This is a genomic window from Halobellus captivus (assembly GCF_003697845.1).
Taxonomy (GTDB): domain Archaea; phylum Halobacteriota; class Halobacteria; order Halobacteriales; family Haloferacaceae; genus Halorubrum; species Halorubrum glutamatedens.
In genome coordinates this window covers 1-25,217 of sequence record NZ_RDQE01000020.1, presented here as the reverse complement: position 1 = coordinate 25,217, position 25,217 = coordinate 1, and the positions used below count along the sequence as shown (strand labels likewise).

At 57.1% G+C, this 25,217-nt stretch carries 24 protein-coding genes; 9 read left to right on the top strand and 15 right to left on the bottom strand.

All coding sequences use genetic code 11. The features are described from left to right. Positions 1 to 77 precede the first annotated feature (77 nt). Entirely contained in the window at positions 78 to 437 is a 360-nt protein-coding gene (locus EAO78_RS16560; protein WP_122106888.1) for a hypothetical protein, read from the top strand. 15 nt (positions 438 to 452) lie between these two features. Here the strand turns inward: EAO78_RS16560 and EAO78_RS16555 are convergent, their stop codons facing one another. From EAO78_RS16555 to EAO78_RS16545, 3 genes are read right to left on the bottom strand one after another with little or no spacing between them, the layout of a single operon-like run. Next, positions 453 to 1,361 (bottom strand): hypothetical protein, encoded by a 909-nt coding sequence (locus EAO78_RS16555; protein WP_122106887.1) that lies wholly within the window; start codon positions 1,359 to 1,361, stop codon positions 453 to 455. Between the two features lie 59 nt (positions 1,362 to 1,420). Then, on the bottom strand, positions 1,421 to 1,927 hold the full coding sequence (locus tag EAO78_RS16550; RefSeq protein WP_122106886.1) for a twitching motility protein PilT: 507 nt from the start codon (positions 1,925 to 1,927) through the stop codon (positions 1,421 to 1,423). Next, positions 1,924 to 2,292, bottom strand: a complete 369-nt coding sequence (locus EAO78_RS16545; protein WP_122106885.1) for a UPF0175 family protein — start codon at positions 2,290 to 2,292, stop codon at positions 1,924 to 1,926. The genes EAO78_RS16550 and EAO78_RS16545 overlap by 4 nt, the downstream gene beginning before the upstream one ends. A gap of 330 nt (positions 2,293 to 2,622) precedes the next feature. Here EAO78_RS16545 and EAO78_RS16540 point away from each other — a divergent pair, with 330 nt between their 5' ends. The 3 genes from EAO78_RS16540 (at position 2,623) to EAO78_RS16530 (ending at position 6,154) form a co-directional block, all read left to right on the top strand. After that, the gene (locus tag EAO78_RS16540) at positions 2,623 to 2,910 is read left to right on the top strand and encodes a hypothetical protein (protein ID WP_092817284.1); all 288 of its coding nucleotides are present in this window, start codon (positions 2,623 to 2,625) and stop codon (positions 2,908 to 2,910) included. Between the two features lie 65 nt (positions 2,911 to 2,975). Continuing rightward, positions 2,976 to 3,725 carry a helix-turn-helix domain-containing protein gene (locus tag EAO78_RS16535; protein ID WP_122106884.1) on the top strand — a complete coding sequence of 250 codons (750 nt, stop codon included), beginning with the start codon at positions 2,976 to 2,978 and terminating at the stop codon, positions 3,723 to 3,725. 59 nt (positions 3,726 to 3,784) lie between these two features. Further along, a complete protein-coding gene (locus EAO78_RS16530) occupies positions 3,785 to 6,154 on the top strand; it encodes a heavy metal translocating P-type ATPase (RefSeq protein ID WP_203227922.1) in 2,370 nt (789 codons plus the stop codon). A gap of 9 nt (positions 6,155 to 6,163) precedes the next feature. Here the strand turns inward: EAO78_RS16530 and EAO78_RS16525 are convergent, their stop codons facing one another. Beyond that, on the bottom strand, positions 6,164 to 6,604 hold the full coding sequence (locus EAO78_RS16525; RefSeq protein ID WP_162498094.1) for a winged helix-turn-helix transcriptional regulator: 441 nt from the start codon (positions 6,602 to 6,604) through the stop codon (positions 6,164 to 6,166). Between the two features lie 280 nt (positions 6,605 to 6,884). Here EAO78_RS16525 and EAO78_RS16520 point away from each other — a divergent pair, with 280 nt between their 5' ends. Next, positions 6,885 to 8,792 carry a hypothetical protein gene (locus EAO78_RS16520; protein WP_122106883.1) on the top strand — a complete coding sequence of 636 codons (1,908 nt, stop codon included), beginning with the start codon at positions 6,885 to 6,887 and terminating at the stop codon, positions 8,790 to 8,792. Positions 8,793 to 9,185: 393 nt separating this feature from the next. Here EAO78_RS16520 and EAO78_RS16515 read toward each other — a convergent pair whose 3' ends face one another. Beyond that, positions 9,186 to 10,862, bottom strand: coding sequence for a transposase (locus tag EAO78_RS16515; RefSeq protein ID WP_122106882.1), 1,677 nt, complete (start codon positions 10,860 to 10,862; stop codon positions 9,186 to 9,188). A gap of 154 nt (positions 10,863 to 11,016) precedes the next feature. Here EAO78_RS16515 and EAO78_RS16510 point away from each other — a divergent pair, with 154 nt between their 5' ends. Together EAO78_RS16510 and EAO78_RS16505 are read left to right on the top strand one after the other, a co-directional pair. Beyond that, positions 11,017 to 12,009 (top strand): hypothetical protein, encoded by a 993-nt coding sequence (locus EAO78_RS16510; RefSeq protein ID WP_122106881.1) that lies wholly within the window; start codon positions 11,017 to 11,019, stop codon positions 12,007 to 12,009. A gap of 141 nt (positions 12,010 to 12,150) precedes the next feature. After that, the gene (locus EAO78_RS16505) at positions 12,151 to 12,876 is read left to right on the top strand and encodes a hypothetical protein (RefSeq protein ID WP_238987744.1); all 726 of its coding nucleotides are present in this window, start codon (positions 12,151 to 12,153) and stop codon (positions 12,874 to 12,876) included. Positions 12,877 to 13,545: 669 nt separating this feature from the next. Here the strand turns inward: EAO78_RS16505 and EAO78_RS16500 are convergent. After that, positions 13,546 to 14,157, bottom strand: coding sequence for an HD domain-containing protein (locus tag EAO78_RS16500; protein WP_010890466.1), 612 nt, complete (start codon positions 14,155 to 14,157; stop codon positions 13,546 to 13,548). Positions 14,158 to 14,403: 246 nt separating this feature from the next. Between EAO78_RS16500 and EAO78_RS16495 the strand changes: the two genes are divergently transcribed. Continuing rightward, entirely contained in the window at positions 14,404 to 15,576 is a 1,173-nt protein-coding gene (locus tag EAO78_RS16495; protein WP_122106879.1) for a Fic family protein, read from the top strand. 66 nt (positions 15,577 to 15,642) lie between these two features. Here EAO78_RS16495 and EAO78_RS18545 read toward each other — a convergent pair whose 3' ends face one another. The 9 genes from EAO78_RS18545 to EAO78_RS16455 all read right to left on the bottom strand — a co-directional run bounded on the left by EAO78_RS18545 (position 15,643) and on the right by EAO78_RS16455 (position 24,493). Next, positions 15,643 to 16,083, bottom strand: a complete 441-nt coding sequence (locus EAO78_RS18545) for a hypothetical protein (RefSeq protein WP_238987743.1) — start codon at positions 16,081 to 16,083, stop codon at positions 15,643 to 15,645. Continuing rightward, positions 16,076 to 16,855, bottom strand: a complete 780-nt coding sequence (locus EAO78_RS16485) for a ParA family protein (protein ID WP_122106878.1) — start codon at positions 16,853 to 16,855, stop codon at positions 16,076 to 16,078. Before EAO78_RS16485 ends, EAO78_RS18545 begins: the two co-directional genes overlap by 8 nt. A 113-nt stretch (positions 16,856 to 16,968) precedes the next feature. Further along, positions 16,969 to 17,388 (bottom strand): PIN domain-containing protein, encoded by a 420-nt coding sequence (locus tag EAO78_RS16480; RefSeq protein WP_050034079.1) that lies wholly within the window; start codon positions 17,386 to 17,388, stop codon positions 16,969 to 16,971. After that, a complete protein-coding gene (locus EAO78_RS16475) occupies positions 17,388 to 17,690 on the bottom strand; it encodes an AbrB/MazE/SpoVT family DNA-binding domain-containing protein (protein ID WP_122106877.1) in 303 nt (100 codons plus the stop codon). Before EAO78_RS16475 ends, EAO78_RS16480 begins: the two co-directional genes overlap by 1 nt. Before the next feature lie 156 nt (positions 17,691 to 17,846). Further along, a complete protein-coding gene (locus EAO78_RS16470) occupies positions 17,847 to 18,128 on the bottom strand; it encodes a helix-turn-helix transcriptional regulator (RefSeq protein ID WP_122106876.1) in 282 nt (93 codons plus the stop codon). 116 nt (positions 18,129 to 18,244) lie between these two features. After that, positions 18,245 to 18,691 (bottom strand): hypothetical protein, encoded by a 447-nt coding sequence (locus tag EAO78_RS16465; RefSeq protein ID WP_122106875.1) that lies wholly within the window; start codon positions 18,689 to 18,691, stop codon positions 18,245 to 18,247. Between the two features lie 17 nt (positions 18,692 to 18,708). Continuing rightward, positions 18,709 to 18,864, bottom strand: a complete 156-nt coding sequence (locus EAO78_RS17985) for a hypothetical protein (RefSeq protein ID WP_162498093.1) — start codon at positions 18,862 to 18,864, stop codon at positions 18,709 to 18,711. A gap of 197 nt (positions 18,865 to 19,061) precedes the next feature. Further along, entirely contained in the window at positions 19,062 to 21,911 is a 2,850-nt protein-coding gene (locus EAO78_RS16460) for a UvrD-helicase domain-containing protein (RefSeq protein ID WP_122106874.1), read from the bottom strand. Beyond that, positions 21,908 to 24,493 (bottom strand): PD-(D/E)XK nuclease family protein, encoded by a 2,586-nt coding sequence (locus EAO78_RS16455; protein WP_122106873.1) that lies wholly within the window; start codon positions 24,491 to 24,493, stop codon positions 21,908 to 21,910. Before EAO78_RS16455 ends, EAO78_RS16460 begins: the two co-directional genes overlap by 4 nt. Positions 24,494 to 24,563: 70 nt before the next feature. Here EAO78_RS16455 and EAO78_RS16450 point away from each other — a divergent pair, with 70 nt between their 5' ends. Then, positions 24,564 to 24,875, top strand: coding sequence for a hypothetical protein (locus EAO78_RS16450; RefSeq protein WP_122106872.1), 312 nt, complete (start codon positions 24,564 to 24,566; stop codon positions 24,873 to 24,875). Positions 24,876 to 25,217: the final 342 nt, after the last annotated feature.

Sequence of the window (25,217 nt, the reverse complement as noted above, 5' to 3'; positions counted from 1 at the left end):
ATCTTGTTCACGACGCGGCCCTGGCAGGCAGTCTCTGTAACAGACAGTCTGATACGTGGCTCTTCAGAACTACCGATATGGCTGAGACGTACGCACTCCGTGTTCAGGTCGAATCACACGAGTACGGCGACGAGTTCTATCTTATCGGCGAAGGAAACGGGACCCCAGCGGACGTGTTGGACAACGTCGCTGCCGACCATCTCTTGCGAATCGCGAATGCGCGACGTATCGAAGAGTACCTGCTCGATGTGCTGAAGCACGGAGAGAATACAAGTGAAGCCGAGTATGAGGCGACAGACAGCGATGTCGAATGCTGGATTCACGTCGATGTCTCCTATCAGAGATACGCCTTCGGTGTCGGGGACAGAGTGTTCGAGTTCTCCGGCGTACCGATCAAAAGCGAAATCGCGTCGACCGTCACGCAACTCCAGTCGTAAGCTGTGGACTCTCGTTCAGGGATCGAAGTGGTAGATGTAGGGGTGATTAGCCTTTCCAGCGGGCATAATCTCTTCGAGTAGCTTGCGAACCTCGGATTCGGAGGGGGCACTAGTGATGATCCGATCGTCGTAGATCGCTACGTAGGCTTCGTTGAGTTCCAACTCGCGCAGTTCGCGACCCAAGCTTCGAGCTCGGGCCTTCCCCATCTCCTGGTGGTAAATCCGCTCCAGTTCGTCGGTTTTCTCCCGCAACTGCTCGATCTCCGATACGTATCGCTCTCGGTTGCGCTTGTTCTTCATGTAGAAACGCAACTTCTCGGCGTCCGTCTTTTCGTCTTCCTCAGGTACTGGAAGCGAGTCGATGATGCCGAAGCGATGTTTGGCCTCCTCGTATTCGTCGTCGATGTCAGCGCTGAGCGATCCCCCGAAGATGATGTTCTTGACCCCGATCCACCCGTCGTAGACGATCTGATCCTCAAACGGCAATAGGACGACACTCGAAACCGGGACTGGAAGTGCAGATTCATCCCACAGTTCGGCGAACGGAAGCCGAGCCGGACGGACTGCGTAGGCTTGCGGCGGTTCTGTCCAATCGAGGAAGATCGCGTCGTCCTCACGATAACGGACGACGACGAACTCACCGGCGACGAAGTCAGTCCAGGCTGCGATTTGTTCGAGATCAGCCTCCGACAGGTCGGGAGGATTCTCTTCAACGAAGTCTTCTATCAGGTCCGTCGTCGACTCGTTGTACAGCGTGTTTCGGAGCGGGAGGAGCTCGTCAGTATAGTGCTGTTCAAGATCACCGACCGTTTCGATCTCTTCGATGACATCGAATCGGTCGTTGACATACACCAATAGATGAGCGTACAGATCCAGAAACCGTTGTTCGCTCTCTTCGGACAGCCGTCTGTCGGCTTCACTCATTGGTAATAGACGTGTTCACGGGCACACTAATCAGGCGTTTCGAACTCCGAGCAAGCCCGTCATCGATACTCCGAGATGGTTCGATACGGGACGTAGTAGCCAATCTCATCGATCCACGTCGACAACCACTCGTCAGCAGTGGCTTCATCGATCTTCCCAGCATCGATTGCAGCCAACAGAACGCCAACCGACCCGACAACAGTCACACCCTGGTCTTTCGCAAACGACCGGGCATCTCCGTCGTCTGTCAGCAGTCGACCGTCGTGTGCGTCAGCGAGGGCGAACGCCTGTGCTTCCCCGGGGTCGAGATGCCCACCAACAACGGCTTCTCTGTTTGCGACAGTATCCGAAATCGTCGCGACTGGGATTTCGTCATCAAGCGTATCGAGTGCTTCCTGGAGATATGGGTGATTATCGACGCCGTGTTCGAGCTCCTCACGAACGACTGGTACCGTACAGATTCCAGAGAGGTCAGCAACTACCCACAGCTGATCGATGTACGCAAAATTCGAGAGGACAGTCGTGTTCAAGACGCTCGGGTTCGCTGGGAGATCGTTACCTGTCATTTAACACGTGACTCCTCATCAGACGAGTCCTCATCATCGAATTCGAGTTCACGTGCTGCCTCTACCTCGTAGGCTGCGTCGTCTTCGTCAACGAGCCCGAGGCGAAGTTCAACACTGTGCTCACGGAGGATGTCACGCATCGTCCAGCGGTCGACATCAGCGAGTCTCGCGGCATCACCGAGTGTGATCCGCTCGCGTTCGTAGAGGGCGACCGCAGCTGCAATACGTTCGTTCTCGTGGTCCTCAAAGTATTCACGCACGAACTCGCGCAACGCATCGCTCTTGCCCCCGAACACACCAGCCTCGACAGCCCCCTCGATGAGGAGGTCGAGGTCATCTGGATAGGAGCCGGTAATTCGTGCCATTGTTCTGTCCGAGACTACGTCTTCATACTATTTATGAACTGCGCCAGAATGCCATATGCATTGAGACGACCAGTCTCAACTTCTGTGTGGCCGGGAAGTTCACAGTATCGGAAAGTAGAACGCTACCAATCGCTTGGTTTCCACCTCTATCGGCTCGAATCCATCCTCTCGTCTCTGTTCGGCACTTTTCATACTTGATCTGACGCCTGTATTCGGGACAATATGAGGGAGTCGCGTCTATGACAAAGATATGGGATTTTCAGCAAGCGAGTCACTGTCGACCACATTTCCAACACTACCCCTTTCCGACCCGGAAGAGAACGAACAGCCATGCCCAGCGATTCCGACTCGAACGGTGTCCGCGTCTGGCTCGTCGAGCGGACGTACTCCGACGACGAGCAGAATCTCATCATCCTCACCTATGCAACCCCAGACGGTGAACGATACTTCCGGAAAGAACGGGCGCTCACTTCCTTCACCGACGTCCGCGACACGACGGCCGCCGTCGACGCCGACCCGGACAATCTCGGCTCGGTCAATGACGCCGATCTGCAGGAGCAGTACGCCGCCGAGGCCCAGCGAATGCGGGAGGAACACGACCCCGACGACGTGATCTGACTCCAGTCGACACGATGGCAGCACCGAGCCCACGTGTTATATCCAGCCGCCCTCTACGCGTGGGTATGCGCGAACTCGTCTTCGCCCTCGAATACGAGCCGGGGTGTAACAGGGTGGCGGACGCCCTCGCTGACCACCCCGACGCCCGCGTCCGCTCGCTCTCGCTGCACGCCACTGCGGAGCAGCTCTGGCGAGTCGACCACGCGACCGGCATTCCGGACGCACTCGACGCCATCGAGGACGCCTTTCTCACCAGCGACTACTACGCCGACTGTCTGGCTACCGAGGACTGCGGCGCCACACAGACCACTCGCGTCCTCGACCGCACGGACGACACGCTCGTCCTGTACTCCGACTGGGAGCGCACCCCCTCCTGCGCGTCCGTCCCCCACATCGCCCGCGACCATCTCGGCAAGAGCGTGTTGTTCGAGACCCGTCACGAGGGCCGCCACTACACGTGGCGACTCATCCACTCCGGAGAGGGCGACGTGGCCGCGTTCTTCGACGCCCTCGAAGTCGCCGTCGGGGACTGCGCCCGGATGGAGATGCTCCGAACCGCGGACACGACTGCGTCGGTGGGGGGAAGCGGCGAGACGCAAAGTGGTCTGTCGCCGGAGCAGGAGGCCGCACTCCGGGCAGCCGTCGAACACGGGTACTACGAGTCCCCACGCGAAGTCGACGTCGGCGAACTGGCCGAGCATCTCGACGTGCCGCGGTCGACGCTCACCTACCGACTCCGCCGGGCGGAGGAACACTTGGCGAAGCAGCACGTCGCCGACGAACGGTTGCCCGAAGATCCCCCGGCAACACGCTGAACCTCTATTTGGAATATTCCAACAAAGGCTTATCGAACTGACGCCCCTACTGTGAGGTGATGACAGAGAATCCGGACGCAGCGGGGGAGACGAGCGGGGGCGGGCAGCGACGGGAGCTGACCGCCCGCCTCGTCGTCCCCGAGATGGACTGTCCGTCCTGCGCCCAGAAAGTCGACAAGAGCCTCCAGCGCGTCGACGGCGTCGTTGACGCCACGCTCCAGCCGACCACCGGTACGGCCAACGTCACGTACGACTCAGACCGCATCAGCGAGGCCGATGTGGTCGACGCAATCGAAGGCGCCGGCTACGAGGTCGTCAGAGAGTCGGATTCCGACCACGATGAGTCAGAGGATGCGGCCGGTGGCGCCGACATCGCGCCACCGTCGGAGGTCTGGACGAGTCCTCGCGCGAAGAAGACGTGGCTCGGCGCGGCGTTCGTCACGCTCGGCCTCCTCTTCGAGTTCCTCCTCACCGGGCAGAACGTCACGGTGGCGAGCGTCCTCGAGTACCCGCTCCACATCGCCGACGTCCTGTTCCTCGGCGCTGTCGCCGCCAGCGGCATCCCCGTCGTCCGCAGCGGGTACTACTCCGCGAAGAACCGAAGCCTCGACATCGACCTGCTGATGGGGACGGCGATCATCGCGGCGACCGGTATCGGCTACTTCGTCGAGGCGGCGACGCTGGCCGTCCTGTTCAGCATCGCCGAGCTGCTCGAGGATTACGCGATGGACAGGGCGCGGGACTCCCTGCGCGAGCTGATGGAACTCTCGCCCGACGAGGCCACCGTCGTGCGCGACGGCGAGGAAGTCACGGTGCCCGCCGACGAAGTGGAGGTGGGTGAGACCGTGGTCGTTCGCCCCGGTGACAAGATTCCGTTGGACGGCACGGTCGTCGAGGGCGAGAGCGCGGTCGACCAGTCGCCGATTACCGGCGAGAGCGTCCCCGTCGACAAGACCGCCGGCGACGAGGTGTACGCGGGCGCGATCAACGAGGAGGGCTACCTCGAAGTCGAAGTCACGTCGACGGCGGGCGACTCGACGCTCTCGCGCATCATCGAGATGGTGCAGGGCGCACAGGCGAAGAAGACCGACACCGAGCAGTTCGTCGACCGCTTCTCGGGCTACTACACGCCGGTCGTGGTCGTGTTGGCAATCCTGACCGCCGCCATTCCACCGTTGGTCATCGCCGACCCCGTCTCGGTGGACGTGGCCGGGTACGGGTTCACCTTCGCCGGCGACTGGCAGACGTGGTTCATCCGCGGACTCACCCTGCTGGTGATTGCCTGCCCGTGCGCGTTCGTCATCTCGACGCCCGTCTCCGTGGTGTCGGGGATCACCAGCGCCGCGAAGAACGGCGTGCTGATCAAGGGCGGCAACTACCTCGAAGCGATGGGCGAAGTCGATGCCGTCGCGCTCGACAAGACGGGGACGCTCACGAAGGGCGAACTCGCCGTCACCGACGTCGCCCCGGTCGGCGACACCACTGAGGACGATCTGCTCCGTCGCGCCGCCGGGCTGGAGCGGCGCAGTGAGCATCCCATCGCCGCAGCGATTCTCGCCCGTGCCGACGAGGCGGGCGTGGGCAACCTGCCCGACCCGACTGGCTTCGAGAGCCTCACCGGGAAGGGCATCCGCGGGGAGATCGACGGCGAGACGTACTACGCGGGCAAGCCCGCACTCTTCGAGGAGTTGGGCTTCGACCTCGCTCGGGCACGCCGCGAGACGGACGGCGGCGTCGTGGCGGAAGAGGCGGCCGAGTCCGACGACGGGGCGTTCGCCGAGGACGCGCTCGCCGCGCTGGAGCGGGAGGGCAAGACGGTCGTTATCGTCGGAACGGAGTCGGAGTTGCTGGGTGCCATCGCCATCGCCGACGAGGTGCGCCCGGCCTCGAAGCGGGCCGTCCAGCGCCTGCAGGAGCTTGGTGTCGAGCGCGTCGTGATGCTGACGGGCGACAACGAGGGCACCGCCCGCGCCATCGCCGAGCAGGTCGGCGTCGACGAGTACCGCGCCGAACTCTTGCCGGAGGAGAAGGTCGACGCCGTCGAGGAGTTGCAGGCGGAGTACGGCGAGGTGGCGATGGTCGGCGATGGTATCAACGACGCGCCCGCGCTCGCCACCGCGGAGGTCGGTATTGCGATGGGAGCCGCCGGCACCGACACCGCGCTCGAGACCGCCGACATCGCGCTGATGGGCGACGACGTCGGGAAGCTGCCGTACCTCTACGAACTGTCGCACACGGCCAACGGCGTCATCCGGCAGAACATCTGGACGAGCCTCGGCGTGAAGGCGCTGCTTGCCGTCGGCGTGCCGATTGGGCTCGTCAGCGTCGCCGTCGCTGTCGTCGTCGGCGACATGGGGATGAGTCTCGGCGTCACCGGGAACGCGATGCGGCTGTCACGGATCGAGCCCGACCGGTTCTCCGACACCTGACGGCCTCCTTCACTCTCCAAGTCTGCTGTACTCCCGGAGCTGTTCCCGGAGGCCGTCTTCCTCGACTGGAGGATCGAACTCTCCCTCGTTCTCTCGTGCCCACTCCGTCAGCTCCCCGACGTCTTCGTCGAAGTGCCGGCGTAACGCTTTGATCGTGCGGTACCGCTCCGTGAGACCTGTGTGGTCGAGGTAGAGGCGGAGCTTTGCGCCCGCCTCGGTCAGGCGGTATGCGTGGGAGGTGCCGCGCCCCTCGATTTCTCGGCGCTCATACAGTCCGAGTTCCTCGCCCTCCCGCAGGCGGGTCGAGACCGTCGACCGGCTGACCGTCGATTCCTCCACTAACCGTGTGAACTGGCTCCCGTTTGGTTCGATTTCACAGAGCAGTTCGACCGCGCCCTTGGCCTCGAGGTAGGCCGACAGGGGTGCGTCCGAGCCGTCTTCACCACTCATGGCACCAATAGTACAGTACATACTATACTAATACTTGGGGATTGTGCCGCCGCTGAACGGTGCAGAGCGGATAGAATATCGACACGCGTTTACGCGTCCCGCCACTTCACAGGCATCAGTCACCGACGGGGTCTGCTTCCCGGAAACACGGAAACGACACGCCCTCAGTTTAGTACAAATCATACCATTGATCGGCAAAATGATGCTCGCGAACGCGGCGGACGCGGCGACAGCCGACCCGAGGAGACACCGAGTCGTCACCGTCTCGAACCCTCCATAGATGCCGCTGGACGACTCCCTCCGAGACGCCGTGAACGACGTGCGGCTGCAGGCGGAGGAACTCTTCCCCGAACACGGCAATCTCACGTACGTCATCGGAAAGATCGTCCTCCCGACCCACCTCCTCGCGGACGGACACGACCACCAGACCAACACCCCCTTCGACTTCGAGGGGATGCTCAAACTGGCCATCTACAGGCGCGTGACCGGGATGAGTCAGGAGGCCATCTCCGACCAGCTCGAAAACTGGCCCTACCTCCAGCAGCGGTTCGGCTTGGACGGTGCCCCGTCGCAGGAGACCATCTCCTACACGAAGCGACACCGGTTCGAGGATCTGGACACGCGCCATTTCCTGCGGGCGGTCGCCGACGAGTTTGCCGAGTTGACCGAGGAACACGACTCCACGTACAGCCCCGACCAACCGCCAGACAGCGATCCGTCACCGGAGGAGGTCGCGGCGAGCGGCGAGCCGATTCACCACTACGTGGATCGGCACGCCAAGCACGTCATCACCGGGGCGCAAAACGAGGTCTGGCCGGTGCTTGACACCGGCCGCGCCGACAACACCAAGCACGCCGACAGGCGGGTGTGGGAACACCAGACCGCGATGAGCCTCTCGAAACGCGCGGGGACGCACAGCGTGTTCCGGACGTTCAACAAGTTCCGCCGGGACGCACTCCACCACGACACCCACCTGTACGCAGTCCAGATGCTCGGCCTCCCCGACGACCACGACTACGACCTCTCCGAGTACCCCGGAGCCCGCCTCCCCACGCCCGACTGGCGAGACGTCGCCTCCTCTGTCACGAACCAGTTCAACGCCGCCGTCGACAGGCAGATGACCAACATCGCGCCGACCGCGCTGTTCACAGAGCCGGTGGTGGCCGCCCTCGACACGACCCACGACCCGTTCAACGTCTCCCCGTGGAAGGACGAAGAGGACATCGAGCCGGAGGACGACCGGATCGCGGTCGGCAGAGACACGGGAAGGACGAAGGTGCCAAAGGACGACTACCCCGAGATGGTGAACGGCGGCGAGGACAGCCACACCTACCAGTACGAGTACGCGACGCTCACGGTCGTCGGTCGGAACGCACCCATCGTGCTGGCGGTCGAACCCGTCCGTCACGACTCGACGTGGGAAGGGGAGGAGGGGGAGACCGTCAGCTGGGCCGAAGTGGTCGACCGCTTGCTCACACAGGCGCGGAAGCACGTCGACATCCAGCTCGTGATGGCCGACCGGGCGTTCGACGGACACGCCGTCGGCCACGTCATCGACCAGTACCACGGCGTGAACTACCTGATTCCCAAAAAGAAGAACGCGACCGTCGGGGGCGAGAACGTCGCCGACAAGTTGGGCGACGTGAAGGAAGACATGACGCTGCGGAGTCGCGTCGAACGGGACGCGTCCCTGTACCTGACCTCGGACACCCCGTACGTGGACGTGGCGGACGACCCGACCGTGGGCGAGGACGGCTACAGCCACGACGCGAGCTTTCTGTACGTGCCGGCGGAGGACGAGGACTGGGCCGTGGACGAGGACAACGAGTACGCCGTGTTCGTGACGAACGCGGACGACGTGTCGCCGATGGAGGCCATCGGGCTCTCTGACGAGTACTCCAAGCGGTGGGACATCGAAATCGAGTACAAGATGGTCAAGCCGCTGCTGCCGTCGATCCGGTCGACGGACTACCGGATGCGGTTCTTCACGTTCACGTACAGCCTGCTGCTGTACAATCTGTGGCGGATGGTGGATCACTCGCTGAAGACGTTGGTGTCGGAGGTGTACGACGAGTACGGCCGGGGGCCGCACGAGGAGCGGTTGGATCCGTTGCTGACGCTGGCCGACCTCCACATGACCGTGGTGGCGTTGATGCTGTTGCCGGACGGGGTCGACCCGCCGTTCTGACGGGGGCAACTTTCTGGTAATTATTCTGACCGATTAGCGACTCGTAGCTCTGCCACACTCCGTTTTCGCCGGTATTTCTCGGAAAGAGTATGTTTTCGTCGGTGGTGGCCGGAGCAAGTCCCGACTGACCTCCCAAATACCGATTCACCCCCTACAATCGGTTGATTCGGTTGGTAGCTACCCCTACTTTCCGAAACTATGGGAAGTTGAGACTACGGCGGCTATAGCACCGCTGGTATGCACGATATCAGCCGAACCACCGAACTTGACACGGTTCACACTCGGGTCGGGACACCACTTCCAGTTAGTATCCCAACTAGAACTGCGTATTTGAAGAGATCAGAACAGCGCTGCCGCTCGTTACCCCTGTTCTCACTGGCTCAATATCAGCGATTACCCGACTCCAGTTTCCTTCTTCAACAGTGTGAGCGTATTGTCCGCAGTCACAATCGGAGAATGCTCGTACTCACCCGTCAACTCGACTTGCACGAGGAGGTCGACGGCCCGCCAGATTGAGTACAGCAGACAGGCGAACGCAAAGTAGAAGAATCTCAGTACGAAGTTCTTCGAGGTTGTCGCGGCCATGAACCGCTTAATGCTCCGGTAGCCGCTCTCGATCTCCCAGCGATAGCCGTACTCACTCAGCAGTCCCACATTACCGTTGCACATGAACACCGAATACTGCCGGTGGTCAGTGTGCTCAGAATTCTCGTTTCGACGGTACACGAGCGTCGTCTGGTGCCACTCATTCTTGCCCAAGTGGAGCTTACGGTCGTTCACGTATCGATCTGTCTCACTCTTCAAGAGCCGTTTCGCCTGGGCTCTCTCGCTCGTGTGCATCCGCTTTGGAACGACGTACGTGAGCCCGCGTTGGCTCAGCATCTCCAAGACGTGTTGGCTGTCGAATTCTCTGTCCATCAGCACTCTGTCGACGTGGACGAGGTCCTCAGCCGGGTCAAGTAGATCCTCGACGATTTCGAGCCGACTCTCGCCACGCCGCACCGGCCTTGCGTCTAAGACAATCGGGACCGCATTACCGACGAGCTGGACGGTCGCCCACTGATAGGCGTATTCGTCGGTCTTCTCTTTTGTCCCGATGATCTCATCCTCATGACCTGTTCTATCACCGGTGAAGGGTTCAGCTTCAGTGATGTCGATGGCCACGATTCCGGCTCGGAAGAACTGCTCTGTCTCCGCGACTTCATCCAGTAGCCGTTTCACGGCCTGACGGTACATCTCACGAATCTCCGCTATCGAGAGGTCACGAATCTGATCACGATGGGCGTGCCCCAGCGGTGTCCGACTACGCGTCGACTCGTAAATGAAGCTCCGAGCCCCCTCATTGGCAGCTAAGTTCTCGCGGAGGCCGAGATAGGTCTGTAAGTCCCAGTAGGCATTCTCGTGAATCTCACAGCCCTCTCCGCGATCCATCGAGAACGCCGGGAAGACAACGCGACTGACGTGATCCGTAATCGTTCCCGCCTGTTCCAGCACGGTCTGCTCGTCCGGATCGGAGTCTCCGGTACTGTCTCCTCGCTGAGGGAGCGTCCTGTCCGGGTCACGCGGAACGCTCACACCCGCGTTTTGGGCATTGATCAGGGCCGTCCGGGCAGCCGTCTCAACCGTCTCGCGTAACTCACCCGTGAAGCGCTTGTGCCAGCTACGCCAGAGCGTCGACTGATTCGGAACGCTCTCGAGTCCGAGTTGCTCACGCAATTCAGGGTGGCACTCGAGGAATCCGACGAGTGCTGTCTCGTGGTCGCATCCGTGGAGTTGTTTCAACATGAACACTCGAAAGAGGGTGTCCATCTCGTAGCTCGTCGATCCCGCATAGCGGTCATGGGTCTCGAATTTGAAGTAAGCGAGCGGCAGCGAACAGACGAACTTTTCGACCGAGTTGTGGCTCTCGTGGCTGAACCACGTCTCCGAAATCGTCCGAACATCTGATTCCAGTCCCGCGAGCGACGTTCGATCATACAGTGGTGTCGAATCATACGCCGGCCACTCAACGTACGATCGCTGAGCGATACGTCGAAAGATCGTTCGACGAGACTCGGGAGTCGAAGCCACTACGAGATACTGACTTGGACACGCAGAAGTCCTCGTCCATCTCGATAAGAGACATCGAGATTGGGGAAGGTCGGGACTCGCTAGGGGAGAGAGATTAGTTCCGCAATCCGGTTCCAGGGGGAACACATTTCCTCCACATGCCTCTAGTCGGACTATGGCTCACGAGTGCGACGATTGCGGGGAGTCGTTCGAGACACTCACTCGTCTCCGACTTCACGACTGTGGCGATGTCCAATCGGACACGTTCTCAACCTCGACCGATTCGGGGAGGTCTAAATCTGACTCATCTCCAAGCCAAAAACAGAACGAAGCGGTTGCCGAACTCGATAACCTGCTTGATCGTTTCTCCGACGGTGACGTGGATGCCCTACACTACGCAGTCGTCGAATTCGAAGCAGCACTCTCGACTGCAGTCGAGGAAGACAGCAGTGGAGATACGTTTCGAGACGTGTTCTGGCCATACTACGAGCGCGTCAGCAACGAACTCGACGATGCAGCGAAAGTACACGGTTGGCCATTCCTTGCGGATGTAATCGATGCGCATGAGCCCACTGAGAAGGACGAATTTCCGCTCGTCACGCCCACAATAGCAAACGCTGTCGGGCGATATCTTATTCGAACGCGGATAACCGATGGTGTCGAGGCGATTCCGGTCAAGGCACTCGAATACCTGAACACTGTCGCGGTCAACGCTCCCGAAAGCGACGATGTCGCGCGCGAGGAAGTCCATGCCTATGGGTGGGGAATCGGACATCCAAACCACTCGGTCGTCGACCAGCTCCACGCCCGTACGACGGAGGACATCTTCTCCGTCAACCCAACAGTCGAACACGCCTTCTACGCTGACCAGTACGCTGCCGTCGACCTACTTGAACAGCTAGTACGAGACGAATCGATCAATGGGACGCTCCCTCGCGTCACCCGTGACGATATGCCATATCGTCGCTACCTGCTTGACTGCGTCTACGGACTGAAAACAGACAGCCACTGGCCGGGGATGCCACGGTACTACGACTGGTACGATGAGTTGGATTACGCCTTCGAACTCGACGAGACAGTCGAACAGCGTATCCGAGACCTCGTCGAAGAGATGGGCTTCGATGCCGATCTCTCGAATGACTGGACGTTCCGCGATCTCGGTATTTGAGGGAAGTAACAGTACGCTTTCCCCGCCGCCCGACATACTGGCTGGTAATGCCGTTCAGCGTCACGTAGCACGTGTTCTTCAAGGAATAAGAACTCCTGGCTCTGTTGAAATCCTCTTCTTCAGACATATTCTCGACTGAAAATGCTGGTCGATGAGAACTGCGTACTGAGCAATGACCCGCTATCGATCAAAGGTAGTAGTCTTATCTGTGAAGAACGCGGGCATCTAATAATGTCAAACGGGAGTAAGCCCAGTGGAAGTGAACGACTCGCTCAGGTGTTAGGAGAGGTGGATATGGACGAATTAGAGGAGGCTATCAAAGCCAGGATGGAGACCACCAAGAAGGCGGGCGGTTTCCACGAATCCGTTGACGGACCGGACGACGAAACGAAATACATCCTCCATAAAGACGGACTTCCGTCGGACCGATACCACGAACTCGCACGAACGATTACGGAAGCAGTTCTGGACGTAAATCCTCGGAAAGTAGCCACAGTCGGAGTTCAAGGGATAGATGAATTTCTCCGGAATCGGAATGAAGAGGCCGTCAAGACGCTCCTAGAAAATGAAATCTCGTACGTCGAGAGCGAGTACAATGATGGAACGATTGAGGGGCGATGCGCTGCGACCCCAGATGTAGTCGAAGCCGTGCTGTCGTTGTATATTCCGGGTCTGACACACGCCTACTTCTTAGATAGCGAAGGTGAAGCGATTGCGGCACGCTTTGACGACACCTTACAGTATTATTGGTTGTCCGAACGCGCATATCGACAGCTTGGCGAACGGTTAAACCCTGATCTGTTCTCGGCAGTCATAACTCAGAAAGAGTTGGAACAGATAATAGAAAGAGAACGTCAGGATAGGTAGATCACCAGTGTTGATCGGAACTGGTAGAAATCATCAGCTTCTAAGGATTTCAACAGATCCACACAATTGGTTTATGCCAGTCCAACCTTGCTGTAACGCCTGTACAGGTATACTACCCCCGCTGGAATCGTAACTAACTGTACAGCCGAAAATACGAACGAACCCAAGTGCAGTATGCCAACTGCCCCCCCACAGAATTCGACTGGGTATCCAGTTACTGTCGTTCTTTCGGAGCGTTCTAACATCGAGATAGAGGCATAGTGAGTATATGGGGGCCAGTAGACTGCCGACCAATACTGTGGCTGCCACTGTGAGGGAAGAGAACAGAAATACCAAACTCAGTTCCGGATTAGATGGAATCAGACTCGGAGGCGACCCGGCTTGCGATTCGCTAACTATCTGAAGGATACCGTACGAAGTCCACGTTAATCCCAATACCAATAAAGAACGCGACTCCGTACCACCACTGTGAATCAGGAGACCGACTGGATGGCATACTTGACATAGACTACGTGCTAGAACGTTGTTCGCTGAAGTGTATATATTCAGTGACCCGGCAATTTGGTTGATAAGGCTCTGTTGAAATCCTTAGAAGCTGATGATTTCTACCGGTTCCGATCAACACAGGGTGTACACTGACCGAGGAACCTGTAAGTGACAAAGACTAATTCATAGTTGGCAAGGTCGTCCGATTTCGCTTTCGTATTCCGATTTGATTTGCTTAAACAGGTCCTGGCCGAATTCTGTCTGGAAGCGTGGCGCGGCGGTAGCAAAGAACTCGTCTAGATTCTCGAACTCGGTGAAGTGGTCAGTTGTTTCGGCTTCATCGTACCTATTTTGGCGCTCATACTTGAGCGCCTGGAGACAATTATCAACAAGATCCATGTCTTTGACGAACTGTGCCGTCGGGGTGTCACGGGCTTCGTACTCTTCCCAGAGCGACAGCAGTTCGGAATCGTTGAAGGGCCCGACGAGATCGGTTACCGCGCTCCGTTCAGCCGTCTCTTTCTCGGACGTGGGAATGGTCTGGCGTCCGTCCTCCGCACGGGTTGCAATATCGCCCGTGCGAGCTTCGCCGAGGTCGTGAATGAGGGCCATCGTCACTGCTTTCTGGCGGTCAACATCTTCTTGGTCGGCATAGAGCAGACAAAGCGCCGCTGTCCCCCACGTGTGGGCTGCGACCGATTCAGGCGAGTCGACATTCCGGAGTTCCCATCCCGTCCGAAGTTCGTCCTTCAGGTCGAACCATTCGAGCAAGGATCCGAGTTCGTCTGTCATCATATCGGGGAAACAGCAAGCGGCCAATTCAAAATATCGAGATGATTCCGCCGAGCACCCACACTCAGTCAATAAGTTCACAGTCCTTTCTAGCGGGTGTTTCATGCGCAAAGTAGTGAATAGAATATGTGGGTCAAATCTATCCTCAGAGATTCTGAGTAGTTGTGACAGTGCAATCACCCATCCTACTATTTTGATTTAGCACCAAAAATACCAATAGTAGCCAGCGTATTTGTCGGGATGCCACTAATGGAGCGAGATAATTTCGGCGAGACAGCTCCCGGTGAAATCGTCCCCACGACGACACCGAAGGGGACATATTCGGCATTCCGCCCTGACCCGCTCCCCCCCTCAGTTAGCACTGAGCAGCTCATTACACCGCTGGCGGAGGCGACACAGGCACTGGGTCGACTCCACGGTATCGGCCCACGTGTCGGCCCAAGAGAGATCCTAATCGAGCCGTTCATCCGAAAAGAAGCGCTGGAATCCTCGCAAATCGAAGGCACACATGCGACCCTCTCAGACATCTACGCCTATGAGGCCGGACAGGAAGCACTCATCGATGAAGACAGGCAGCAGGGAACCCAGGAAGTCATCAACTATCTACACGCGCTAACGCACGGATTGGATGCGATCACAGCTGGCGATCCAATCACCGTCGAATTGTTATGCGAGATGCACGACCGGTTGCTTTCGGGTGTCCGTGGAGATGAGGCTGACCCAGGGGACCTCCGTTCGACTCAGAACTTCATCGGCAGTACGCCATACATCCAAGACGCCAGATACGTCCCGCCACCACCGAACGAGATTCCTGACCTTCTCGAAGACTTGCTCGAGTATGCGAACCAAGAGACGAATCTGCATCCACTCCTCCGAATCGGGCTAATCCACTACCAGTTCGAGACGATTCACCCGTTTCTCGATGGGAATGGACGACTTGGGCGACTATTGATCAGTCTCCTCCTACAACGTGACGGTCTCTTGCCCGAGCCATATCTCTACCTGAGTTCGTATTTCAACGCACGACGTTCAGCGTACGTCGATCATCTCTTGGCAGTCAGTCAGCACGGTGAATGGGAAGAGTGGCTCCTGTTTTTCCTGCGTGGCGTGCAGTCGCAAGCAGGTGAGGCCCACCAGCGGGCCAACCTGTTAGTCGACCTCCGAGAAGACTATCAACAGCGCTATCAGAGCGAGCGGTCTGAGAATATCCTTGAACTGGTGATGCGCCTCTTCGAAGATCCGTACCTGGACGTGAACACAGCAGCCGACTGGTTGGACGTCGAATACAGCACGGCTAACCGACTGATCGGACAGCTTGAAGATGACGGAATACTCGAAGAACTCACCGGGAAAGACCGGAATCGGTTCTACCGGGCGAGCGAAGTCTTCCAAATCATCAACAAGCCGATCGACCAACTCTGAGCCACTGAGCAGAGAGGGCTTGAGGCATATGCATTGAGATGACCGGCCTCAACTACTGTGTGGCCGCTACTCCTCAAGGCCGAGTTCGTCCTCGATAGACGACCCCCCCAGTGCTGCCCGAACTGCCGCCGGGTAGAACTCCTCGTTTTTCGGCATGTCCTCGCCGTGTTGTCGTCGCCACTTGACGTTCAGTTCTGAGTAGCGTAGTTGTAGTTCGTCAACAAGCGTCTCTGGGAGGTACATGTTCACGTTCTTTCGCTCTCGGACAGTCCCGTTGCTCTCTCTGTTCTCCTCGCTCTCTGCGTTCATTTTGCTCTTTGACATCTTTGTGGTTTCTGGTCTCTTTGAGGTCTTTGAGTCCTTTGATGTATTTGCTGTGTTTGATGTCTCTTCTGTCTCTGAGGTCGACAGATCGTCTTCGGGGACGGCATCGTCATGATTGTCGTCATCGTGGTCGTAGCGGTCGTCCCAAGGGTTCCGATCGCGCTTCTCATCACTGTCAGTCATCAGCATAGTCCTCCAAGTGCTCAGCGACATCGAGGTACACCTCTTCCATGTCGCAGTCCTCCTCGTGTTCGAAGATGGAGACGCCGGCGTTCCACGCCCGTTGTAGTGCGACGCGCTTTCTGATCTCAAAGACCTCACAGCTCTCTCTGTCCTCAAAGATGTCTTTGAACCACTCCATCATCTCCTCGGCCTCGCCGTCGACGCCGACCTCGTTCGCGACGAGTCCAACCTCGTCGACATCGCCGAATGCGGACTCGATCGACCGCAACTGCTTGAACAGGAGCTCGATTGCGCGGATGCTCGTCGACTTCGCCTGCGCGGGGATCAGGACGTTCCCCGTCGCGACGATTGCGTTGTCGGTGAGCACACCGAGGTTCGGGGGACAGTCAACGAGGATGTAGTCCCAGCGCTGATCGGCGTCGCTCTCTTTGAAAAGCATGTCAAGGCGCTCCTCACGCTTCATCACGTTCGCGAGCTCATCCTCGGCGTTGATCATCCGCTCGTGACTGGGAACGACGTCGACCTCTTGGTGCTCGACGGCTAGCTGCTCGAGGTCGCCCATCCGGTCGAGATCAGGGAGGACGTCGAACAGCGAGTCACGATCTGGATCGTCGTACAGATCCTCGAAACCGAGCCCCTCAGTGGCATGTCCCTGTGGGTCGAGGTCGATGACAAGAACATCATGGCCGCGCTGGTTTAGTGCGCCGGCGACGTTCAGTGTCGTGGTCGTCTTCCCAGCACCGCCTTTCTGGTTGGTAACTCCGAGTCTCATACGTGTCTTTGCCCTCAAAGAGAGCAAAGATATCGGAGAGGCTTAAGAGTTCGTCAGACAGTCATAGAATGTTGGTTGTGGGTCACAGACAAGTCAGATCTTCGAACGGGTGCCTACGCGGAACCGTCGCGGAACCGTTCGACCGGGATATCGGAGACGTCATCATAATCGTCGTCACCGCCAACTAAGAGCGTCGCGTCGACATGTTCAGCCGTTGCCAGCGCGAACGAGTCGCCAAGCGCAGGATTATACTTGAGCGTATACTCCGAGGCGTCCGTCCAAGTATCGCTGACATCTACCGTTTTGATACCGAGATCAGTCAGCCAATCGAGATACTCGTCGGCTGTGTCGCGGTCGTACTTCCGGGCGATTGTGTACCGGATCTCAGCGAAATTCACGTAGCTGGCGTAGCCGACAGTGTCCTCGACTGCGACCGCGTCGAGATACTCTTCTACAATCTCGCTGCCTGGTTCATCGTCGGCGTGTGCAATCAGTGGCTCGGCGTCGAAGACAACGCGGTCAGGAACCGCCATTACTCTTCAGTTGAGAATTGTGAGTCGCGTTCTTTCCGGTCCTGATCGCGTTTCTCTTTGAGGATCTCGGACGCAGGCTTGTCCGTACTCGCTTCGCTACGGGCGGCAAAGCCGCGCATCTCGCTCGGTGAGCGGACCTGTTCAACGATCACCTCTCCATCTTCGGTTTCCCGGAACAACACCTTCCCAGGCGCTTCGATCCCGAGCTTTTCGCGGAACCGTTTTGGGATGGTCGCCTGGCCGTGCTTAGTGACGGCGACAACCTCTTTTTCAGAGTTATTTGATTGTTCTGTCTTACTCATAGTTCATAATTAGATCTCGATCATAATCAAATTTTCTTCTTATTGACAAACAGTTGTTGCTCCTCTGTCGGGTGTTTAGTCGAGTTCGAAGTTTGGTTCGGCTTTTGAGGAACGTGAAGTACTAGAGTCAAACAGTCCTCGAACGTAGCGGTTCGATCACCCGTCGTGGTTGATATACCCAGCTTCCCATTCAGCTCGGGCCTTGATCTCTCTGGTGCCTCGACGAGTGGTTGTGTACTCGTTAGTTCGTCGATCGCGTTGACTTTTTTCGACAAGTCCCTTCTCAACGAGTGTGTCGAGATTCGGATAGAGCCGACCGTGGTGGATCTCTTTTTCGTAGTAGTCCTCGAGTTCGTCTTTGATTGCGAGCCCGTGTGGGTCATCAAGGCCGGCAATTACGTACAACAAATCCCGCTGAAAGCCTGTGAGGTCATACATACCCTCTCTTACGTATTCAAGATTTGAAATACTACTGATCTTCGAAATGATGTACTAATGAAGCCTTCTCAGTCAGTATCGGACACAGTAAAGCTACGCGCCTCCAAGGAAGTGGTTCATTCGTCCAGTAGATCTCGAATATCGTCTTCATCAAGTGCATTCATTTCCTCAAAGTACTCTTGAACGTCAAACACGGTTTCAAGCGAAGTCAGCCTCTCCATCTTTGTCTGCGCCTCATGTGAGTAGGTCGCAAGAGCACGTTGTTCGTAGTCGTGATCATCGTCAATATAAAAGATATACAAAATGTCGAACTCCGCATTCCCTCTTGGGATACGTTCGACAACCTTGGAGTACAGACGGATCTGCGAGCCAATAGCAATAATATCTAGATTTTGTATCTCCTCACGGACAAAAGAACTTGGTGGACTTTCACTCTGGAGGATTGATAGAATCTTTTTCAGAATAGCCTGCTGCTCACTACCCTCTAATCCAGCCAGGTTCGAGCTCGCTTCTGAGGTGAAAATGACCCTTGTCTCGTCGTCCGATAACGGAACGTAGCTCACAGAGAGAAGGCTGTAATTTAGAAATTAAGGGCAGATTCGAGATCGTCTTTGGTTGCCGTATCACCGTTTTCAAGATCTCGAAGACCACGTAACACACCGACTGGAACGCGCGGCTCACAGGCCTCTTCAGCTTCCGGCTCGCCGTCGTTCTTGCGTGTCGGAACGTTACTCATTACACCAGAGGTTATTCCGGCAGGGTTATAAATCTACGTCTAGACAGATCTTCTTAAGAAGATCTGTCTAGATGAGAATCTACCACGACATCATACTGTGTTCTTAGGAAGCTATAGGCCATTTAGGCTCATCTTAGGGCTTATTTAATATGATGTGGTAGAATATATTCGGGGATTTTAGATTTGTACAGAAGAAGTCATACACGATGTGTTCGGACCATCTCTCTGAGTTCTGGTTTGCTGAGATGGGTGATCCTGCGCCGGTCACCATCATTGGTGTAGAAGATTGAGGCAGTGACTTCTCGATCTGGATATTGGTCGGCAACGACGTGGTAGTAAATACTGAGCTGTTTCTCGTACTCGTCTTCGGCGTGGGTTGTGAGGTCAGTTTTGTAGTCGATGATATCGATCTGGTCAGGCGTGATGTGGAGTAAGTCGATGATCCCACCGATCGTCACCTCCTTGTCATCGACAGTCAACGGAAGGAACGCGTCGATTTCGGCTTTCGTTTCACCGTCAAGTGACTCTAAGAGTTCCTTCACATTCTCCTTATCAGGGTTGTCCCCGGTGTCGACAACCTCACCGAGTACATACCGCTCTGCGAACTCGTGAACTTCCGAGCCAAACTCCATCCCTCGACCACCGGTGTCTCCTTCGAACACGGTATCGTCGATGAACGTATGCGGGGAGTAGCTTGCTGGCCCATCAGGATCCGGAATGTCAACGGTAAACGGTGAAGACTCGTTGTCTACTGCGTTGAAGGACGACAGATCTGGATCGACTGTTTCGATAGTAACGGGGAGTTCGTCGAGGAACACATTTGGATTCTCACCGCCGGTTAGAATGACGTGGCTCTCAGCACGCGTAATAGCCACGTAGAGCAGTCGGCGTTCCTCATCGTAGTTCTGGGAGAGACACTTATTGAGAACGTCTGTCTGCCAGTTGTCGTAGACGTGTGGGACATCGTGAGCCTCCGCAGAGTACACCTTTCGCTGTCGGAGCCCGATTGGATCTGTGTACGCGATATCGCTCCCGCTGCCACCGGTTGATGGGAACTTGTTCGTGTTCATATTCGCGAGGATGACAATCGGATATTCGAGCCCTTTCGTTGCGTGGATGGTCTGAACAGTCACCGCATTCGTTCCCGCACCAGCGTCGACCTCATGGGTGCTGCCGTCTTCGATCGCGGCTTCGATAAACTGGATGAGCTCTCCACGAGTGAACGTTGTCGTCCCATGGACCGACTGAATAGTGTCAAGGACAACGTCCGCGGTTGGACCACTCCGGTCGTACCGATCGAACACGCGACGGGCGACACCCCCGAATGTCTCCATCTCCCGAAGGTTTTCACGGAAGGTAACCATCGCTTCAGGGTACGCCCCGCGATCGGTGATCGCTTTCACCTCGTCGATTGTGTATCCGGCCTCTTCTAAGACGAGTGCCCAACCACGGTCGGCGTCACGTTCGAGGATGCGGAGCCACGCTAACAGCAATTTCGCAGCATCGGTTCGGAAGACTTCGATCCCTCCCTCGTAGGCCATCGGCAGGTTGTATTCGCTTGCCGTGTCGAGTATGTCCCGTCCGAAATCGCGGGTTCGGGTCAATACGGCGATATCACCGTACGTCGGCGCGCGGTACTCGCCATCGTCACCCTCAATGGCGTAGTCATCATTGTCGACGATGTCGTCGATTTTCGCGAGAATCGCCTCGTGTTCATCCTCACTCGTGAGCGCCTCGATACGGCTCTCGTCATGGTCTGTGTCCGCCTTCAACCGTGTGACCGCCTCGGAGATTGCCTCAACATCGAGTAACTCACTGTTCGTCGCACGAGCCGTCAGCGCCTGTGTCGAGAACCGTAGGATAGATTGGGTCGACCGGTAGTTCCGTGTCAGTTGTTTGCTGGCAGCCGTCGTCGTCGGGAATGTGACGCGATCTGCGTCCCGATTCAGCTCTTCGGCGAACCGGTCGAGTCGCTCGTCGAACTCTCGGATGTTGTCGACGTCGGCGTATTGGAAGCTGTAGATACTTTGCTTCCAGTCACCGACCACACAGATATTCTCTGTGCCGGCCAGAAGAAGCATGAGTTTGAACTGGATCTCACTGGAGTCTTGGAACTCGTCGACCATCACATACTCGTAGCCCAGTCGCTCTCGAAGATCGTGGTCTTCACACAGAAGGACGAACGCAAACAGCTGAAGGAACCCGAAGTTCAGGTAGTTCCGTCGAAGCGCAAACTCAAGGTAGGCGTGATACACATCGTGAACGAACTGCTTGAGTGCTGTTCGATCGTCCTCGAAAACGCGTCCAGCGACATCCGCTGGAATCTGTTTGCCGTTCCCGCGAAGCTCCCATCTCTCAGGTGCCTCTGGGAGGTAGGTCTTCTCTTTCCCATATTTGCTGAGCTTCGACCGGAGCTTCGACTGCTTGCTGCCACCGTTTCGAGGTTGATTTATATCGGTGAACAGCATCTCAAACGCCGCAAAGTCACCGTCGAGGTGTGATTCACCGTCGCGGTACCAGCCGGTTTCGGTGGGAAAGACACCCTTCGCAGAAAGCTCTTTGATGAGATCGAGCAGTTCTTTCGTTTCTGAGATCGCTGTGAAGAACTCGTTGTACTCAGGGTGCGAGTCGATGAACTGGCCGATGAACTCTCGAAACAGCGCCTGTTCGATGATATCGTCTTCGATGATCCGCGTCGAGCCGGTGATCGTCTCCTCCACGCCGAGATATGTTGGCGCATCATGGCCGTGCTCATCGAGGATATCGTGTGCCAACGAGTGGAACGTCTGGATCGGGGCGTTCGAGAGCTCCCGCATTCCGTACTCGCTGTTCCGCACGATCCGTTCTCGCATCTCCTCAGCTGCGTTGTTCGTGAACGTTACCAACAGGACATCAGACGGATCGATCCCGTCCTGATCGACGATGTTCGCATACCGCCGGGTGACAGTGAAGGTCTTCCCGGTGCCAGCACCAGCGTCGACGATGTACAGGCCGTCGGTTGACTCAATGAGGTCGCGTTGCTCCGGATTCGGTTCGATGTCGCTCATTGTTCACCCTCCAAGAGCAAATCACGATTATCCACCCGCCGGTAATTCGGCTCGCCGGCAAGTCCCTCAATGGGAAACGGCTCGTCACCTGTACGACGTCGGTTGAGCTCTGTCAGTCGCTCCTCAACAAACGACTCAAACGCATCCAAGTCAGGTTTAAAGAACGCACCTTTCTGTTGGCGGGCGATTTCCCGCATAACCTGTTTGCTCCCCGTCTTTACGTACTTGTACTCTCCAATCTCTGCCTCGAGTCGTTCAATCATCGTCCGGCCGAACTCTGACTCGATGAGTTCGTCGCTGTCAGTTGTCTCAACGAGTGGTGCGGCATCGAAGAGAGCAGCGTACGTCTGGTAGTCGATCTTCGAGAGAATCTTCTGGCACTTGTTCGCCCCCTCCTCACGAAGGTACTCGAAGAACTCCTCTGTTCGGACGTGATCTGTGAGAGATCCGGGATAGTACGTCACCGTCGTCAGCGCGTCGTCGATATCAACGTCACCGGCGATAGCGTCGTCGACGAGTTCAGTAACGTAGAAGAACGTAAACGAGAGCTGTTGAGCGGGCGTTTGTGAGCGCCAGTAGGTAAGATATAGCAATGCTTGGAAATCCGGTTCGTCGGATGGGTTGTCGATCGCGGCGTCTTGGACGATCGAATTGGCGTCGTTCTTACTCCCGCTTTTGTAATCCAGCAGTTCGGTTTGCGACTGGACAAGGTCGATCATTCCGTTGATACCAAGATCCTCATCAACGAACCGGCGTTCAGTTACCGGCGACTCGATCTCGTACCCGAAGTAGTCGGCAATAGCGTTCTCAGTACTGCTGGAGGGCGTAAGGAACGCTCCGTCTGTCGGGGGGTTGTCGTCGAGGTACGAGACGATTGTTTCGAGGCTTAGACGGTACTCAGTCCGACGAGTCTGTTCATCAACGGAGCGGATCAGCGGACGGACTTCATCAAGCATGAGGTCAACGACTTCTGTCAGCGCCGCGTCGTCGACGACCGCAGGATGGGTGACGTAGAACTCCGCAAAGTCATGGAGTAGGTTGCCTTCAGTGAGATACTCTTTCTCTGGGCCGTCGACGATCCGGCTGAAGTAGTAATCTCGCGGTGAGTTCACGTAGGTGTTGAGACTCGACTTACTGATCGTCTCGACTGGTTCAGGAGACACGTCAACTGACTCTGTGTTGAATACAGCCCCATCATGTGGTTCAGATCGGAGTTGATGGGTGGTAGACGGCAGTTCTGAGAAACGATCGTATTCTCGTTCAAGGAGCTCTTCGAAGTACAGACACGGGGTAACCGGCGATCCGCCGGTCGCATCCTGAACGAGATAGTGTTGCTGGCTCCCGCTCTGTAACAGCAACTGGAAGCTCTTGAGATTCCGCGTGAACTGAGCATCCTGATCAACCCATGGACGACGCGGTGCCGAGTGAGTCCACCGATCATCGAGACCCAGGTAGAAGACGACTTCACGGCCGACGTATGATGCCGACTTCGCGTCAGCGAGCAGGACGCCTTCATTGTCCCGGTCAACAGGTACCTCATACGTCTGTAGATAGAACGACAACTCGTCGAGGCGCGCTTCCGTAACGATCTCGTCGGCGATGCCGAGTTCTTCTAGCTCCGTTCGAAAGGCATCAAGCGTGTCGTCGGCACGGTGTTCGAACGCCGAGAGCGCGTCCGAAAACGTGTACTCCTGAATCTCGTGACAGAAGTCGATCAGCCACGAAAGGTCACCATCATCGAGTTCGTGGAGCCGCTTGTCCGCCTCACGGTCGGTAACATCGCAGTCAAAAGCTGTCAGCAGCGATCGAATCTCGCTGATTCGAGTGTCAGTTCCACGGTGGGCAGTCCGGAGGAGATGTAGGAACAAGCGGTGTTCGCTGCGATCAGTAAAGCCTGGTCCGCCGAAAAATGGGATGTCGGCTGCCTCGAGGGCAGACTCAATGAGCGGTGAGTACTCGCTTTCCTGATCGAGAACGATCCCGACGTTTTCGGCGTTTGTCTCGGTGACCGCATCGACGACCGTCTCGATGATCGCTGTTGGTGACTCATGGATACGGAACGGCGGCAGCTCGAACTCTGTGTCGGCAAAGAGACTGACCGTATCGTACTCAGCAGGTAGATACGCTCGTTCGAGTTGGGTGAGCATCTCCGGCTCGACAACGACCACATCGAGATCCGAATCGATAGTGTCGTTCGTGAGCTTCATCGAGGCCGTCTCAAGGTCACCGATTCTCTCAACTGCTCGTTCGGTGGCCTCGTCGATGTAGGCGTCGTACTCGAAGATAGCCTCGTGGGATCCTTGGTGTTCCCAACACTGGAGGATATTCCCGACTGCGTAGGCGCACCGTTTCCACGAAATATCTTCATTTGCGATCATGCCGAGGAACGCGAGTCGGTCCTCAGATTCTTGCCGGCGACCGACTGCAAGGCGACGTGGGGGTATAGCAAACGGACCGAGGTGTGACCGATCAAGCTGGCGGTTGAGGGCACTCGCGAGCGGTCCGTCTGGAGTAATCACCCGGTCGTACGATTTGACTTCGTCGTAGAGTTGACGGGATGATTTTGCGCGGGGAAATGGCACATCACGTGGAGTCGGCGGTATCGGTTAAATCTTTGTTAGACTGGTACCATTCAGCGATTCACTTTACGCAATGGCGACCCAATTCGGAGGGGGTTCACCTGAAGTTGTAGTCGCTGTCAGGGACGTTGCCGTATTCGTCATTACCGCTTCGATCTGGCACGTAACAGGGGCCTCGTCCCCCGACGTAGAACGCGGGCGCTTCGACGTCGAGCCGAACTCGATCTACCGCTGGGTGAAGCGCGCCGGCGAGCGCCGATACGCGGCGACCGGTGACGAGGGATGGACCTACCTCGACGTTCACGACCTGCGCCGAACCTGGGGCGGTCATCTTCTGTGGGACTGCGGTGTTCTTCCTGATGTCGTCATGAGCTGGGGCGGCTGAGAAGACTGGGAGACGTTTAGAAACTACTACCTCGGAGAGATGAGCCCGGCAGCTGCGGAACGCGAGCGTGAGAAGATCTCGTTTGTCTCGGGGAACGTAGATTCCGCCCTGGACGCGGGTCCGGTTTTCGAGCCGACGTTTCAGTCGGGCTTCTCCTATTAGCGGTTGTCAACAGACCTTTCTACGGATCTGGCAGCCTCCAGAATATCGTCTTCAATCTCGTTGAATTCCTCGACTGAGTTATTATCAGTCGATCACATCGGGTTAGAGGAAGCGTCTGCTTGGGAAGAGTGTGGAAGCAACCCAAGCAGACAGCGAGATAGAGGAAGAGCACCTGCTTAA

Bases quoted from the DNA above. Each gene is read 5' to 3' on its own strand.
- EAO78_RS16560 (WP_122106888.1), top strand. From the start codon at position 78: ATGGCTGAGACGTACGCACTCCGTGTTCAGGTCGAATCACACGAGTAC.
- EAO78_RS16555 (WP_122106887.1), bottom strand. From the start codon at position 1,361: ATGAGTGAAGCCGACAGACGGCTGTCCGAAGAGAGCGAACAACGGTTT.
- EAO78_RS16550 (WP_122106886.1), bottom strand. From the start codon at position 1,927: ATGACAGGTAACGATCTCCCAGCGAACCCGAGCGTCTTGAACACGACT.
- EAO78_RS16545 (WP_122106885.1), bottom strand. From the start codon at position 2,292: ATGGCACGAATTACCGGCTCCTATCCAGATGACCTCGACCTCCTCATC.
- EAO78_RS16540 (WP_092817284.1), top strand. From the start codon at position 2,623: ATGCCCAGCGATTCCGACTCGAACGGTGTCCGCGTCTGGCTCGTCGAG.
- EAO78_RS16535 (WP_122106884.1), top strand. From the start codon at position 2,976: ATGCGCGAACTCGTCTTCGCCCTCGAATACGAGCCGGGGTGTAACAGG.
- EAO78_RS16530 (WP_203227922.1), top strand. From the start codon at position 3,785: ATGACAGAGAATCCGGACGCAGCGGGGGAGACGAGCGGGGGCGGGCAG.
- EAO78_RS16525 (WP_162498094.1), bottom strand. From the start codon at position 6,604: ATGAGTGGTGAAGACGGCTCGGACGCACCCCTGTCGGCCTACCTCGAG.
- EAO78_RS16520 (WP_122106883.1), top strand. From the start codon at position 6,885: ATGCCGCTGGACGACTCCCTCCGAGACGCCGTGAACGACGTGCGGCTG.
- EAO78_RS16510 (WP_122106881.1), top strand. From the start codon at position 11,017: ATGGCTCACGAGTGCGACGATTGCGGGGAGTCGTTCGAGACACTCACT.
- EAO78_RS16505 (WP_238987744.1), top strand. From the start codon at position 12,151: ATGCTGGTCGATGAGAACTGCGTACTGAGCAATGACCCGCTATCGATC.
- EAO78_RS16500 (WP_010890466.1), bottom strand. From the start codon at position 14,157: ATGATGACAGACGAACTCGGATCCTTGCTCGAATGGTTCGACCTGAAG.
- EAO78_RS16495 (WP_122106879.1), top strand. From the start codon at position 14,404: ATGGAGCGAGATAATTTCGGCGAGACAGCTCCCGGTGAAATCGTCCCC.
- EAO78_RS18545 (WP_238987743.1), bottom strand. From the start codon at position 16,083: ATGACTGACAGTGATGAGAAGCGCGATCGGAACCCTTGGGACGACCGC.
- EAO78_RS16485 (WP_122106878.1), bottom strand. From the start codon at position 16,855: ATGAGACTCGGAGTTACCAACCAGAAAGGCGGTGCTGGGAAGACGACC.
- EAO78_RS16480 (WP_050034079.1), bottom strand. From the start codon at position 17,388: ATGGCGGTTCCTGACCGCGTTGTCTTCGACGCCGAGCCACTGATTGCA.
- EAO78_RS16475 (WP_122106877.1), bottom strand. From the start codon at position 17,690: ATGAGTAAGACAGAACAATCAAATAACTCTGAAAAAGAGGTTGTCGCC.
- EAO78_RS16470 (WP_122106876.1), bottom strand. From the start codon at position 18,128: ATGTATGACCTCACAGGCTTTCAGCGGGATTTGTTGTACGTAATTGCC.
- EAO78_RS17985 (WP_162498093.1), bottom strand. From the start codon at position 18,864: ATGAGTAACGTTCCGACACGCAAGAACGACGGCGAGCCGGAAGCTGAA.
- EAO78_RS16460 (WP_122106874.1), bottom strand. From the start codon at position 21,911: ATGAGCGACATCGAACCGAATCCGGAGCAACGCGACCTCATTGAGTCA.
- EAO78_RS16450 (WP_122106872.1), top strand. From the start codon at position 24,564: ATGGCGACCCAATTCGGAGGGGGTTCACCTGAAGTTGTAGTCGCTGTC.